This is a genomic window from Methylobacter sp., assembly GCF_004322395.1.
Lineage (GTDB): Bacteria > Pseudomonadota > Gammaproteobacteria > Methylococcales > Methylomonadaceae > Methylobacter_A.
The window spans coordinates 39,213-51,739 of the sequence record NZ_SCTW01000100.1 but is presented as its reverse complement, the minus strand read 5'-3'; the positions used below and the strand labels follow the sequence as shown (position 1 = coordinate 51,739).

The 12,527-nt window shown below is 46.2% G+C and carries 15 protein-coding genes; all 15 read left to right on the top strand.

Going from position 1 to position 12,527, the window contains the following annotated elements:
• Positions 1-3 precede the first annotated feature (3 nt).
• Positions 4-1,788, top strand: coding sequence for a succinate dehydrogenase flavoprotein subunit (gene sdhA / locus EPO18_RS13535; protein WP_292434048.1), 1,785 nt, complete (start codon positions 4-6; stop codon positions 1,786-1,788).
• Positions 1,788-2,573, top strand: a complete 786-nt coding sequence (locus EPO18_RS13530) for a succinate dehydrogenase iron-sulfur subunit (protein WP_292434046.1) — start codon at positions 1,788-1,790, stop codon at positions 2,571-2,573. The genes sdhA and EPO18_RS13530 overlap by 1 nt, the downstream gene beginning before the upstream one ends.
• Positions 2,573-2,815, top strand: coding sequence for an FAD assembly factor SdhE (locus EPO18_RS13525; RefSeq protein ID WP_292434045.1), 243 nt, complete (start codon positions 2,573-2,575; stop codon positions 2,813-2,815). The genes EPO18_RS13530 and EPO18_RS13525 overlap by 1 nt, the downstream gene beginning before the upstream one ends.
• A gap of 276 nt (positions 2,816-3,091) precedes the next feature.
• Positions 3,092-3,781: an isochorismatase family protein gene (locus EPO18_RS13520; RefSeq protein WP_292434043.1), complete on the top strand. Its 690-nt coding sequence runs from the start codon at positions 3,092-3,094 to the stop codon at positions 3,779-3,781.
• A 118-nt stretch (positions 3,782-3,899) separates the two neighbouring features.
• Positions 3,900-4,490, top strand: coding sequence for an isochorismatase family protein (locus EPO18_RS13515; protein WP_292434041.1), 591 nt, complete (start codon positions 3,900-3,902; stop codon positions 4,488-4,490).
• A gap of 216 nt (positions 4,491-4,706) precedes the next feature.
• Entirely contained in the window at positions 4,707-5,402 is a 696-nt protein-coding gene (locus EPO18_RS13510) for a hypothetical protein (protein ID WP_292434039.1), read from the top strand.
• 151 nt (positions 5,403-5,553) lie between these two features.
• Positions 5,554-6,063 (top strand): REP-associated tyrosine transposase, encoded by a 510-nt coding sequence (locus tag EPO18_RS13505; RefSeq protein WP_292434037.1) that lies wholly within the window; start codon positions 5,554-5,556, stop codon positions 6,061-6,063.
• A gap of 571 nt (positions 6,064-6,634) precedes the next feature.
• Positions 6,635-6,922, top strand: coding sequence for a hypothetical protein (locus EPO18_RS13500; RefSeq protein WP_292434035.1), 288 nt, complete (start codon positions 6,635-6,637; stop codon positions 6,920-6,922).
• Between the two features lie 58 nt (positions 6,923-6,980).
• Entirely contained in the window at positions 6,981-7,208 is a 228-nt protein-coding gene (locus tag EPO18_RS13495; RefSeq protein WP_292434034.1) for a hypothetical protein, read from the top strand.
• Positions 7,209-7,382: 174 nt separating this feature from the next.
• Positions 7,383-8,114, top strand: a complete 732-nt coding sequence (gene cmoA / locus EPO18_RS13490; protein ID WP_292434032.1) for a carboxy-S-adenosyl-L-methionine synthase CmoA — start codon at positions 7,383-7,385, stop codon at positions 8,112-8,114.
• On the top strand, positions 8,111-8,824 hold the full coding sequence (locus EPO18_RS13485; RefSeq protein ID WP_292434029.1) for a methyltransferase family protein: 714 nt from the start codon (positions 8,111-8,113) through the stop codon (positions 8,822-8,824). Before cmoA ends, EPO18_RS13485 begins: the two co-directional genes overlap by 4 nt.
• Positions 8,825-9,103: 279 nt before the next feature.
• A complete protein-coding gene (locus EPO18_RS13480) occupies positions 9,104-9,928 on the top strand; it encodes a helix-turn-helix transcriptional regulator (RefSeq protein ID WP_292434026.1) in 825 nt (274 codons plus the stop codon).
• Between the two features lie 447 nt (positions 9,929-10,375).
• Positions 10,376-10,798, top strand: coding sequence for an SRPBCC family protein (locus EPO18_RS13475; RefSeq protein ID WP_292434024.1), 423 nt, complete (start codon positions 10,376-10,378; stop codon positions 10,796-10,798).
• Positions 10,799-11,011: 213 nt separating this feature from the next.
• On the top strand, positions 11,012-11,416 hold the full coding sequence (locus EPO18_RS13470) for a hypothetical protein (protein ID WP_292434023.1): 405 nt from the start codon (positions 11,012-11,014) through the stop codon (positions 11,414-11,416).
• 422 nt (positions 11,417-11,838) lie between these two features.
• Positions 11,839-12,372, top strand: a complete 534-nt coding sequence (locus EPO18_RS13465) for a copper resistance protein NlpE (RefSeq protein WP_292434021.1) — start codon at positions 11,839-11,841, stop codon at positions 12,370-12,372.
• Positions 12,373-12,527: the final 155 nt, after the last annotated feature.

Here is a 12,527-nt window from a genome sequence, read left to right as displayed (position 1 = left end):
TTCATGGCCGCAGACTATAAAATTATTGAGCATGCTTACGACGTGGTGGTAGTTGGCGCGGGCGGCGCAGGTCTTCGTGCTACTTTAGGTATGGCGGAAAAAGGCCTGAAAACCGCCTGCATCACCAAAGTCTTTCCAACCCGCAGCCATACCGTTGCCGCGCAAGGCGGTATCAGCGCGGCGTTGGGCAATATGGGCGAAGACGACTGGCGCTTTCATATGTACGACACCGTCAAAGGCTCCGACTGGCTCGGTGACCAGGATGCGATTGAATATATGTGCCGCGAAGCCATCCCCGCCGTAATCGAGCTGGAGCATTACGGCGTGCCGTTTTCAAGAACGGCCGACGGCAAAATCTACCAGCGCGCGTTCGGCGGCATGACCACGCATTACGGCACAGGCTTGGCGCAACGCACTTGCGCAGCGGCCGACAAGACCGGCCATGCCATTTTGCATACCTTGTATCAGCAGTCGTTAAAACATCGGGCTGAATTTTTTATTGAATATATCGCGCTGGATTTAATTATGGAAGGCGGCGAATGCCGCGGCATTCTGGCTTGGTGTCTGGATGACGGTTCATTGCATTTATTTAAATCCCAGATGACCGTATTGGCGACCGGCGGCTACGGGCGTACGTTTTTTTCCTGCACCTCGGCGCATACCGTGACCGGCGACGGCAACGCGATGGCGTTGCGCGCCGGTTTGCCGTTACAGGATATGGAGTTCATACAGTTTCACCCGACCGGCATCTACGGCGCAGGCTGTTTGATTACCGAAGGCGTTAGAGGCGAGGGCGGTTACCTGACCAACTCCGAAGGCGAGCGCTTCATGGAACGCTATGCGCCGTCCGCTAAAGACTTGGCTTCTCGCGATGTCGTCAGCCGGGCGATGACCATTGAAATTGAAGAAGGCCGGGGCGTCGGGCCGCTGAAAGATCACATTTATCTGCATATCGAACATCTCGATCCGGCCATTATTCACGAGCGCTTGCCGGGCATATCGGAAACCTCCAAAATTTTTGCCAATGTCGACGTGACCAAGCAGCCGATTCCGGTTTTGCCGACCGTGCATTACAACATGGGTGGCATTCCAACCAATTACAAAGCCGAAGTCGTGACCTTGAAAGACGGCGACCCCGATGCGGTCGTGCCGGGCCTGATGGCAATTGGCGAAGCGGCCTGTGTGTCCGTGCATGGCGCGAACCGCTTGGGCTCAAACTCGCTGCTTGATCTGGTGGTGTTCGGCCGCTCCGCCGCGATACGCTGCGCCGAACTGATCAAACCCGGATCAAGGCAAAAACCGTTGGCGAGCAATGCTTGCGACAAAGCTATCGCCCGTTTCGATAAAATCCGTAATGCGAACGGCAGCCGCAGCACCGCCGATATTCGCCTGGACATGCAAAAAGTTATGCAAAGCAAAGCAGCGGTGTTCAGGACCGGCTCGACACTGGCCGAAGGCATTCAGCAAATGGACGAAGTCAGAAAAACCTTTGCTGATGTCAAAGTGACCGACAAGTCGTTAATCTGGAATACCGATCTGGTTGAAACGCTGGAGCTGGATAACCTGCTGAGTCAAGCTACCGTCGCGATCAGCGCGGCAGCGAACCGCACCGAGAGCCGGGGCGGCCATGCACGGGAAGATTACCCGAACCGTGACGACGAAAACTGGTTGAAGCATACTCTGACCTGGTTGACCGACGATCAAGTTAAAATCGATTACCGGCCGGTACACATGTACACATTAACCGATGACGTCGACGTAATTCCACCGAAAGAGAGGGTGTACTAATGGCTGAATTTACCCTGCCTAAAAACTCGGTTTTAATCGAAGGCAAAACCTTTAAAGCGCCTGCCGGAGCAATCAATATCCGCCGTTTTGAAGTGTATCGTTGGGACCCAGAGTCTGGCGAAAACCCACGCATCGATGCGTTCGAGCTGGATATGGACAACTGCGGCCCGATGGTGCTGGACGCGATCCTGAAAATCAAGAACGAGATCGACAGTACTTTAACCTTCCGGCGTTCCTGCCGCGAAGGCGTGTGCGGTTCCTGCGCGATGAACATCAACGGCAGGAACAGCTTGGCCTGCACCAAAGCCATCGATTCCTATTCCGGCACTATCAAAATCTACCCGTTACCGCATATGGATGTCGTTAAAGATTTGGTGCCGGATACAACTCATTTCTTTGCCCAGTACGCCTCGATTAAACCCTGGATAGAAACCCAAACCCCGCCGCCTGCCGATTCCGAGCGTCTGCAAAGCAAGGAAGACCGGGAAAAGCTGGATGGTTTATACGACTGCATCCTGTGCGCCTGTTGCTCGACCAGTTGCCCCAGTTACTGGTGGAACAGCGAGCGTTACCTAGGCCCTGCGGTGCTGCTGCAAGCCTACCGCTGGCTGGTCGACAGTCGCGACGAAAACACCGGTGAACGGCTGGACGAACTGGAAGACCCGTTTAAGTTGTACCGTTGTCATACAATCATGAATTGCACCGATACTTGTCCCAAGAACTTGAATCCGGCCAAGGCGATTGCCGAAACCAAGAAACTGTTGGTGCAGAGAAAACTGGGTTGATGGACGAGCTGGCTCGATTAAAGTGGCAATGTCGGCGAGGGACTAAGGAGCTGGATTTTCTGTTGAACCGGTATTTGGAAACGGGGTATTTGGTGGCGGATCAGGAGGAGATGGCTTTGTTTGTTGAGTTGTTGGGGATGGAGGATGATGTGTTGGCCGGGGTTTTGATGGGGGATTTGGAAGTGGAGGAAATGGGGGGGGTGGTTGAGAAAATACGGGTTTTTGCATATGGCGGTAGCTAGGGTTTAGGGTTAGTCTTGCGTGGCATGGATATTTATGTGATTGATTGCTTATATTTTTGATGATGCTTCCTGTATTTATTTTAGGACGTACTAAATTTACACAACTGAATGAAACAACAATGATTCTTTGTTTTTATAAAATTTTAGACAAACAAATGATGCAATGTTTTGCGTCTATTAGGATGTCTAATATTAGTTAGCCGGCTTGGCCCGTGCCGGGGGCAAGCCTAAGGAGACAAGAGAAAACCGAAATCGCTTTAGCTAGAGGAGAATCCCATGACCAAAGTCAACAAGTGGATGATCGACCCCGAGGATGCCGTCATGCTTCTGATCGACCATCAGAGCGGACTATTCCAGCTAGTAAAGGACATAGACCTTCCCGTCCTTCGCTCGAATGTTACCGCACTCGCCAAAGTGGCCTGTCTCGCCAAGATCCCGACATTCACTACGGCCTCGGTCCCCGACGGCCCGAACGGCCCGCTTATCCCCGAGATCCACCAATATAACCCCGAAGCGGTCTACATCCCACGCACGGGCCAGATCAACGCCTGGGATAACCCGGCGTGGGTAGAGGCGATCGAGAAAACCAAGCGCAAGACGCTCCTCATAGCCGGTACTCTAACGAGCGTTTGCATGGCGTTCCCCGCGCTGAGCACTGTCGTCGCCGGGTACAAGGTCTTCTGCATCGTCGATGCCTCGGGCAACTGGTCCAAGATGGCGACCGACATCACGCTAGCTCGCGTTGTTCAGGCCGGTGCCATGCCGATTGACACATTAGCTGTCCTGGCCGAACTCCAGAGCACGTGGAACCGTCCCGATGCGATGGAATTCGCGGTGATTTCTGCCGACCATATTATCCCCGGCTATCATGCATTAATGGAAAGCTACGACAAGGCACAGAGCGTGCAAAAAGTCGGGCGGGAGACCAAGTTGGATCTCCTAGAAGCCGCCCAAGCCAAGAAGTAATCCATGCTTCCGAAAGGATCGTTGGCTAACCAAGCGCTGGAGGAGGGACGCCGCAAAAAGCGCGGCGCCTCTCAGCTTGGTGCGTTAGACTACACCATCAACTTCAAGGAGGCCTAGAATGATCGGTACATTCTCACCCACTAACAGTGTCCTCTTGCTCATCGACCATCAACTGGGGACGATGAAGCTCATTAGGAACATCCCCCTTGATGTAGTGAAACGAAACACGCTGGCTCTTGCCAAAACAGCCAAGATTTTGAACATTCCTGTCGTCCTCACGAGTTCGCAGGAGCAGAACGTTCAGGGACCATTGCTTCCAGAACTCGAGCAAATTCTTCCTGAGGCGTTTGCTGCCAGGGTTCAGCGAGCCGGGATTGTCAACGCTTGGAACGATGCGAACTTCAAGAAGGCCGTCGAAGCGACAGGTCGAAGGAATCTCATAATGGCCGGGGTGACCACCGATGTGTGTTTGGTGTATCCGGCAATTAGCGCCTGTCGCGATGGCTACCAGGTGCAGGCAGTTATGGATGCATCAGGGTCGCCTTACGAACTCTCTGAAGATATGTCGCGGCGACGCATGGAGCGCGAGGGAGTGGTGCTTACCGCAACAAACACGCTTATGGCCGAACTTGCTCAGGACTGGAGTCGGCCAGAAGGCGGCCAATTGCTTGCCATACTGTTTCAAGACGTACTCCCACCAATCGCCTAACGAAGGCATGGAGCCTATGCCCTCCAGCCAGCAAGTAGCCTGGATGAAGCGTAGCGGAATCCGGGGCTTCGGAGCTACGATCTGTATTTATTTTAGGATTTACACAACTGAATGAAACAACAATGATTTTTTGTTTTTATAAAATTTTAGACAAACAAGTGTTGCAATGTTTTGCGTTTATTAGGATGTCTAATATTAGTTAAGGGATAGGAAAATATGAGAGCCATATTGGTTCTAGTGTTCATGTGCATTAGTGGGTGCGAGCAAACAAAGGAAATTTCCCATGGCACTTATGGTCCATTTGCTATCGGAGACAATAAGGTCATCACTCTCGAAAAGGTAATTGCTCTCGAAAAGACTGAAGCGATTAGAAACATGCTGTTTATAGAGCCCATCCCTTCCCGCGAAGTTTACTTGGACGGGCCAACAGAAGAGTCAATCCATGCCGTAGATGAAAATAATGGCATCCTTGTCTGGCTTGACCATTATCCATGGCCATTAAGAATAGAGTTAAAAGACAATGTAGTGGTCAATACATGGGGAGCCAGCGAGAAATGCATGGCGTCCCAACCAAGCATGAATATTGCCTGTTCAGAAATCAAAAGGTTGGCAAACAAAATAATTATCGGATCGTCCCGAAATGATATTTACAAAACAATAACTTCATTTGATACCGAGCTTTCAAAGCAAATAGGCAACTTCGTTGTAGGGCTCCAGGAGTTTCGTACGGGTGGGAATAAATCAGAGACTGGCTATACAAATCTTATCCTCGCAAATGATGCTTGGCAGTTCAATGGCCTCAAGCAACTATCCAGGTTCAAGAACCCCTTTTATTCCAGAGTAACTCTTTATTTTGATAAAAGTCATCTATCAAAGATAAGGCATTGGTCAGCGCCGTATGAAATGCCATAAGCCGGGTAGGGGGCGCATCGCGCCCCATTTCGGAGTTCAATCGTACTGGGAGTTTTGATTTCCAAAATAGCTTGTCTGTTGAAATGTTTAAAATAACCGCCCCATTTACTACATCGGTTATGCTGTATAACTACATTGGGTGGGTTGAATTATGTCGAATTACCGGCGGTGTTACGTTCCTGGCGGCTCTTATTTTTTCACTGTGGTGACTGAACGGCGGGCGAAAATTTTGGGGAACGATCTTGCCAGGGATTTATTACGGGCGGCTTTTCAGGATTGCTTTCAACGCTGGCCGCCGTTTCGCGTGGATGCCGCCTATCCCAAACGCTGGGGCGCGATTAAAAAACATTTCACTCAATCCTGGATCTCTCTGGGTGGCGCGGAAAAAACCGCTCGTCATCCCGTATCGCTCATCATCGGCGAAGGTGTCTGGCAACGTTACTACGCAGAGCATGCTTTACGCGATGAACGAGATTACCAACGGCATTTCGATTATATCCATTACAATCCGGTAAAACATGGCTTGGTGAAAAGCCCCCGCGATTGGCCTTATTCAACTTTTCACCGCTGGGTAAAACGTGGCGTGTATAATTCTGACTGGGGATGTTCACTAGAAGAACCGCTAGATTTTTCGGATATAATTTCGATCGCAAATGAATAAGAAGCAAGCCATGTAGGTCAGGTTACCAAGCGGGACGGGGCTTGTAACCCATACGCATCAAGCTAAGCAAAAAGTCAGTATATCCAATCGATAAAATGCAAACTTGTGATCAATAAACCATGAAGAACATGGAGTTCATAAAGAAGAACGAGGGTAAAAACTTCATGAACTTCATGTTCTTCATGGTTGTATGTCTTAGCTTGATGCGTATGGCTTATAACCCCGTCCGACTGTTAGAATGATTTTAATTAAGTTAATAGACATCCTAATGATGCAATGGCTAGAATTTTAGGATGTCTAATATTATTAGGTAGTTTTACTTATTCACCATAAAACCAAAAAGGAATATCATTAATCTATATAAAATCCGCTTCAGCCTGGAGGTTAGCCATGAAAGGAGATCGATTAATGAACCATCTGACCTTCAGACGCATCTCAGTCAAGAAACCGATGCCAAGATCAGGCTTAAATTAGCCTTCTTGCAATGCTTTGCTCAATTAAAGTCCGACCTGGAACCATTGTGTCAGGCGTTTGGTATTGCCACTTCAACCAGCTATTGGTGGATACGTAAGTGGATAAGTCGGGCTATAAAGGGCTTCAGGAAAGCATGGGTGGAAATGCCGGTCGCCCTCCACAGTTGGACGATGTCGATCTGGGTTATTTATCGCTTGAAGGACATAGCCGCCAAGCGTTCTTGTCTAACTCCAAGCAAGAGTCAATCCAAGCTTTTCTGGAACGGATTAAAGCGGCAAATGCAGAATATCAGGCTATTGTTGTGAACTGGGACAACTCTATCAGCCCAATGTTAAGGTTGCGGCGGCAAAGCTTGGCGTTTATCTGGTGTACTTGCCTTGCCTAACTATGTCTTGCTTCTTAATCAATATTTTGAAGAAATCCTGTAACAAAGAGGTGTTAAAGTGAATAGCGCTACGTTGAATCGTTGGGTTATTCGTCTTTCCTATTCTCCCGATCTCAATCTGGAAGAATATCTCTGGAAAAGCATGAAGCGAGCATTATCGAAAGATTTCATCAAGACTATCGATGAGATGAAAGCTACCGTTAACAAGGTGTGGAATGAGTTATTTGATGGTTTAGGCTTTGCCAAACATTGGATCGAGGCGTTTCTGGTGGGGGGCTTTTTATAGTAAATTATGCACTTAACTATAAATGGCTAGATGGAAATTTAAAAGGGATGAAGAAGTTAAAGGCAATGTGTTATCTGATAAACTAACTTCAGAGAAAATAGATGTTAAAAATAAATTTTTTATATCAACCGATGCATCAATTTTTAATATTTGAGCTTTCAGGATTTAAGTACTATGGATAAAGATCAAGTTTTTAAAGAAGCAATCCAAAAGACTGCTGATTTTAAATTCGGCACTGCGGTTGCCAGTGTATTTGATGATATGGTGAACAGGTCAGTGCCTTTTTACGGAGAAATGCAGCGCATGATCGCGGAACAAGCTGCTGACTATGCCAAGTCAGGCACTGATGTTTATGACTTGGGTTGCGCCACTGGAACTACTTTAATTGGCATGAATACCTCAATAAACGAAGACATCCGTTTTATTGGTATAGATGATTCACCCGAAATGTTGGTTAAATGTCAAACCAAGCTAGAAGAAGCTGGTTTTAAACGCCCTTTCGAATTACGAGTTGCAGACTTAAATCAAAATGTCGATATTTCCAACGCTTCGGTCGCGATTTTATGTCTAACGTTACAATTTGTCCGCCCCATAAACAGAGCAAAGTTATTGAAATGCATCTTTGATGGTTTACACAGAGGCGGCGTTTTAATTCTTGTGGAAAAAATATTAGCGGAAGACGGCGTTTTTAACCGCGATTTTATTAAATATTATTACAACCATAAGCGACGTAATAATTATAGTGAAATGGAAATATCGCAAAAACGTGAAGCTTTGGAAAATATTCTTATCCCTTATAAATCCACTGAAAATATCACTTTATTGCTTGATACCGGTTTTGCGCATTGCGAAGTATTTTTCAAATGGTACAACTTTGTCGGACTTATTGCGGTCAAGAAACCATGATGATTCAAATAGGAAATTTCTTTTTTAAATATCGAAACTGGGTATTTATACCTCTGTATTTAGCGCTATTTATGCCATCACCTGAGATATTAGCCGCTGAACAGCGTTATTGGGTGATGTGGATAGGTTTGTTTATCACCATTTTAGGTCAGGTAATTCGGTGCGCAACTATCGGTTTGGCATACATCGAACGTGGCGGTAAAGATAAAAAGGTTTATGCTTCTCAATTGGTTACAGAGGGCATTTTCAACCACTGCCGTAATCCATTATACGTAGGCAATATCCTCAAAATAGCAGGCATCGGAATATTATCTAATTCATTGCTCTATATTGCGCTTTTTATACCGGGTTTTTTGTTTATATACCAAACGATAGTATTAGCTGAAGAAAACTTTTTGCGCAGTAAATTCGGCCATGAATTCGATGCTTATTGTCAACGAACCAATCGTTGGAGTCTCAGGTTTTCCGGTCTAGTTGCGACCTTTAACAACATGAGCTTTAGGTGGCAGCGCCCTGTGGTTAAGGAAAACTCATCTATCTATGTCTGGTTAATCGGTATTGTCTTGATCTTGTTATTTAAATATCCCGAACTCATTGATAATAATGCACAACTTCGCGACCAATTATTAGTAGTTTTATTACCGTTACTGACTGCCATTTATTTGGGGATCCGCTATCTCAAAAAATCGGGTACTTTACAAGGCTTGTAACCTTCTCCCTTAAACTCTATTTGCTCGGTTTCCGGAATTCAGCTCGCCAGCTACGCGTCGGTACGGCATGGCGTTTCCTTTTTTAATTGGAGGACTGTAATAATTGTATCAAGAAGCACTAAAAAGAGCCGGGTTATGCATTCTCATGACCATTCAGGCAATTCGGCAAACATTAAACGTGAGCCATGTTAGTCGGGCTAGCTTATTGAGAGCATAGCGAGATAACGCGACCCGACATATCGAAGCCTACTGGTCATTCAAAGAATTGAGGACGTCATTATGAGTTTGAGAATTTTTGCACCATCCAAATTATTGGCTCCCTACGTTACGGCCATTTGGGATTATGAAGACTTAACGGGTAGCGATAATTCAGCGCTTTCAATCTTGCCGGACACCGCAACGTATTTATGTTTTTTGTATGTCGATTTGCTCCAGACCACCCACAAAGACGCTATTTATACCACTCGTAGCGGACTCGCCGGTTTCCAAAGTTATCGAAGCGACCTGGGAGGTATAGGAAAGGTATCGGGCGTTTCCGCACGGCTTACGCCTTGGGGATTAAATGTATTTCGTAGCGGTATAGCCAGAGATTGTGCCGAAAGACGAGTGGATTGCAGGGATATTTTCCCTCGGTATGCGATAGAAAAAATCGAAGATAGCTTGTCGCAAAAGAGAACAGCACAAGAGCGTGTTCAATGCGTAGAGAATTTTTTACTTGCGATATTGAACCGGGACAATGAGGATTTGCTGATTCAAAAAGCTTGCAGGGAGTTAAGCAGTTCTAACGGAAATTATCCTATTGGGATGCTCGCTCGAAATCTCGGTTTAACCGAACGTACCCTGGAACGGCGTTTTCTGGCTCATGTTGGCGCTACGCCCAAAAAATATGCTCGCGTAGTACGTTTGCGGAACGCTATTTTCCAACGTAAAACGCTGTCAACTTGGGCGGATGTGGCTCATACAGTAGGTTACTACGATCAAAGTCATATGATTCGCGACTTTCAAGAACTTTATGGAATTTCACCGGAATCCCTTTACCCTCAAATTGATGTTTCCCAAACGATACAGTTTTCCGGGCTGTTAAATTTATATCAAACAGATTAAGTCCATGATTCTATGGATGTTTCAGATTAGATCGTAGCGCTTCCCAATTGGTTTGTTATAGTCCATCTAAAATTGCCAGTAGCGATCCCCTAAAATCATATCAATTTAAATTGTCGGTTTTTTCCAATACAACGGATAGTTCGTATTGTTAAAGTGCACCTAACAGTTCACCCTAAAAAATCAGTTGGAACGCGTGGAAACCGTTCGTGCTGAGCTTGTCGAAGCATGAGCGGTTTCCGCGACACCGTCCAGTTGGTGAACGTCCCAAATCCCTTTCATCCTTCGACAGGGTGTCTCCTGAGCAGAGTCGAAAGGCTCAGGGCGAACGGAATTTGGGATGTTCAACTGATTTTTAGATTCATTTGAAAACCTGTTAATGATTAAAACCAATTCAATTTATTAATCAAGCTTCTATAAAGCTTAAATTTTATGAGTCAGGAGATACCGATGTTGACTAAGCAAGCGATTACAAAGAAATTAAATGTACCCTCTGAGAAGGTATGGGAAGCGATCAGCAAAATAGGAAGGCTCGATGTATGGTTTCCGTTCATTGAGACTTGTAAGGTAGAGGGTAATGGACCGGGTGCATTGAGATATATGACCATAGTCGATGGTGGTGGCGATATAAAAGACACCATTGAAGAAATTGATTCAAAAAACATGAAATTAATATATCTTCGGCCGATATCGCCGTTCCCTGTGACTTATTACAAAGGAACAGTCGAAGTGTTCACATCGTATGATGGGTTGGGTATTGTAGTTTGGACGATTGATTTCGAATCAAAGCCGGAAGATAGCGCATCAGTGGCAGAACTAGTACAGGGCGCTATCAGTGCAGGTATTGATGGTATGGAAAAAGATTTAATGTAAGCGTGCGAGATAACGTAACTCTATAAGGCAATGGGGTAGACTGCTCCCTCCCTGTATCGGTTTCACTAACTAATTTAGACAGAACCGGGATGCCATAGGATTGTATGTGCGGAACCATACAGACTACCTGAAGCGGGGGGGATTATATAGACGATGCCAGATCGTACTAAGCAATCGTTTTCCTTAAAACCCGTTCTTTAGAGGAGTTCTAACATGCGTATATTAATTGCGGGATTTATTCTAATTATGGCTTTACCCATGGTGGGTAAAGCCCAAGCGCCCAACGAGGTTCAACGTCTGGAGACCGTTCCGGGGTCATCTTCTGAAGCCTTGCCCCCCGGCTCCCCGGCTCGAGAGACTTCACAGGATAAGAGCACTGGCTCTGTCGATGAGCAAAATGAAGCTTTCAATATCTGCTTACGCGCTACCCAGCGCTTCGAGCAACAGGAAATGGCTAAAGGGAACAAAAAAGCTGCGGAAGCGCCTATATCTGCCTCGTGCAAAACTGAACTGAAACCGACATCGTATTGGCTTTGCATGGACAAAGAAGCCACTGCAGAAGTTGATTTTAATACCGCTCATTGGCGTTGTGCGAAACAAACCAATTTATTGAAATAATGTTCTAATGCTACAGAAAAACGGGCCGGTTCTTGTTAAAACTGACCCGTTTTTGCGTTCGATTGGCCGCATTCAACTTTCCATCGCATGTTGCCGATGGTATTCTGACGGCCGATTGGCAAGGAGATGTAGCCGATTTACCGACTATTTCAAAATAATTGACAAACAAGAAGTTTGGATGAAAAGTGAGGGGTCAGGGCCGTACAATCACACACTTAGGCTAACATTGCGCTCAGCCGGAGCGAGGTTATAATGGCTCTTTTTCAGCTTTCTGTATCGTGTCTTTCTGTTAGGGCGTGACGGTATGGCAGAAGTTGAATACACAGCAAAAAAGGGTCGGGGTTTGCATTGCGCATTTTCGTGGCCGTTCATGTTGTGCGGCAAGCATTAAACATAAATTAAATATTTATAGAGACACTTACATGCAAACATTAAAAAAACAATTAAAACAAAATCTGGCTTTGATTTTTTTCGGTACTCTGTTTTCTGCTTATCACCCTGCAATGGCAAGAACCGACCTTGAAGCTCAAGAAAAGTATCTCAAGGCGCGTGTAAATAGCAGCCAGCAAAACACAGATCACTCAGCCCATATAAGCCCTATCGATAAAAGCCAGGATTTTCACGGCGTTTTTTACGGTTATCTCCCTTGTAACGATTGCGATGGGATTAAAGCGACGTTGTCTTTAAAACAAAATAACAATTATCTGTTGGTGACTCAGCCGGCAAGAGAATCTTCAAGAGAATTTTATGAAAAAGGAAAATACAGTTGGAATGACGAAAATCGTACCGTTGTTTTAACACCACGTAATGAATCATCCGTAAAGCAATATCGCATTGAAGATGAAGGAACTCTCATTCAGCTTAATAGTGATGGCGGGAAGATGGCTGGTGATGAAGATCGCTATACTTTACGCCGAAGCGATACGGTGAAGTCGCGTGAGGTGCATATTCACTAACGCAGTAAACAAAGCCATGAATCTGACCCCCGCTTGGATTTTTTCAAGCGGGGGTTTTTTATGCCCGGTTGTATTGGATATTGCGCTTTGCTCGGCAACTGCATGGATGCAGGAGCAGTTGCGGCGCGAAATTGCCTTTCAATGCTACGTTTATC